The sequence below is a fragment of the Rothia sp. 27098_8_161 genome (assembly GCF_041432905.1).
In the GTDB taxonomy this organism is placed as follows: Bacteria; Actinomycetota; Actinomycetes; order Actinomycetales; family Micrococcaceae; genus Rothia.
On sequence record NZ_JAPWAL010000047.1, the window covers coordinates 1 to 1,575 of the forward strand.

Genomic DNA, 1,575 nt, shown 5'->3' on the forward strand with positions numbered 1-1,575 from the left:
TCGTGCTGGAAAGAACTAGCCAGCCGACGGTGTATTCAGAAATCTCGAAGGTGAGTCTATGACTACGAACAACAACCACGGCGATCGCAACCTCGCAATGGAACTGGTCCGCGCGACTGAAGCAGCAGCAATTGCTGCAGGCCCCTGGGTCGGCGCAGGCGAAAAGAATCTCGCAGATGGCGCAGCCGTAGACGCAATGCGTTACCGCCTCTCCACCGTCAACTTCAACGGCACCGTTGTCATCGGTGAAGGCGAGAAGGACAAGGCTCCCATGCTGTACAACGGCGAGAAAGTCGGCGACGGCTCCGGTCCCTCCCTCGACGTGGCGGTTGACCCCATCGACGGTACCCGCCTGACCGCACTCGGCATGGACAATGCCCTCTCCGTGATTGCTGTGGCAGACGGCGGCACTATGTTCGACCCCTCCGCAGTGTTCTACATGGAGAAGCTGGTCACCGGCCCCGACGCCGCAGAATTTGTCGACCTGCGCCTGCCCGTCAAGCAGAACCTGCACCTGGTCGCTAAGGCTAAGGGCAAGAAGGTTAGCGAGCTGACCGTATGCGTGCTGGACCGCCCCCGCCACGCCAAGCTGATCCAGGAGATTCGCGAGGCAGGTGCCCGTACCCGCATCATCCTCGACGGTGACGTCGCTGGCGCTATCGCAGCCTGCCGCGAAAACACCGGCGTGGACCTCATGCTCGGCACCGGCGGCACCCCCGAAGGCGTTGTCGCAGCATGCGCTATCAAGGCAACCGGTGGCGTCATCCAGGGCCGCCTGGCACCGACCGACGAGGCAGAACGCGAAAAGGCACTGGAAGCTGGCCACGACCTCGACCGCGTGCTGACCACCAACGACCTGGTCACCAGCGACAACTGCTTCTTCGCCGCAACCGGTATCACTGACGGCAAGCTGCTGCGCGGCGTGCGCTACAGCAAGAACCTTGTGACCACCCAGTCGCTGGTTATGCGTTCCTCCTCGGGCACCGTGCGTACCGTCGAGGCGGAGCACCGCCTCTCCCGCCTGCGCGAGATTCTCTCGCACACCAAGAGCCCCGAAGAACAGTAATCTGCGAAGAACAGTAACCTCGCCCCGCAAGGGCTGAGGAGCCGCACTAAGACTCCTCGAATATTGGACATACATACACAGGGAGCCGTCCTCACCGAGTTCTTCGGTGAGGACGGCTCCCTCATATATTTAGCTTTTAGTTCTCAGGATACGCCCGAGTAAGGACGAGCCTGAACCCGTTAGCGAGAGCGGAAAGACTGAACCTTCGCCTTCGCCTTCGACACAGCATCACGAACAGCGGGACGAGCCTTGTACGCCAGCGTGTAGGCGCGGTAACCCAACGAAGTTACCGGAACATCCCAGGTACCCGGGTACTCCACCGACTCGCCACCGAAGGACTTCTTGAACTTCGTGAAGCCAGCCCACTCGTGATCCGGCTGATCCTCCGGCGCAATACCGAAGAGGTCAACGTACTTCAGACCCTTGCGCTTAGCGTCCAGGATAAAGTTCGTCACCACCACAACACCTGCACTAAGGTTGCGGTGCTCGAAGGAAGCCGCAGCGTGCGC

2 protein-coding genes are annotated in these 1,575 nt (G+C 60.9%); one reads left to right on the forward strand and one right to left on the reverse strand.

The window, feature by feature from the left end; all coding sequences use genetic code 11:
* Window positions 1-58: 58 nt before the first annotated feature.
* Complete coding sequence (gene glpX, locus O3648_RS08250; protein WP_279741782.1) at window positions 59-1,066, forward strand: class II fructose-bisphosphatase; 1,008 nt, start codon at window positions 59-61, stop codon at window positions 1,064-1,066.
* Between the two features lie 179 nt (window positions 1,067-1,245).
* Here glpX and O3648_RS08255 read toward each other — a convergent pair.
* Window positions 1,246-1,575: peptidoglycan bridge formation glycyltransferase FemA/FemB family protein (locus O3648_RS08255; RefSeq protein ID WP_371569555.1), on the reverse strand; the 330-nt coding region annotated here is incomplete at its 5' end.

Bases quoted from the DNA above. Each gene is read 5' to 3' on its own strand.
- glpX (WP_279741782.1), top strand. From the start codon at position 59: ATGACTACGAACAACAACCACGGCGATCGCAACCTCGCAATGGAACTG.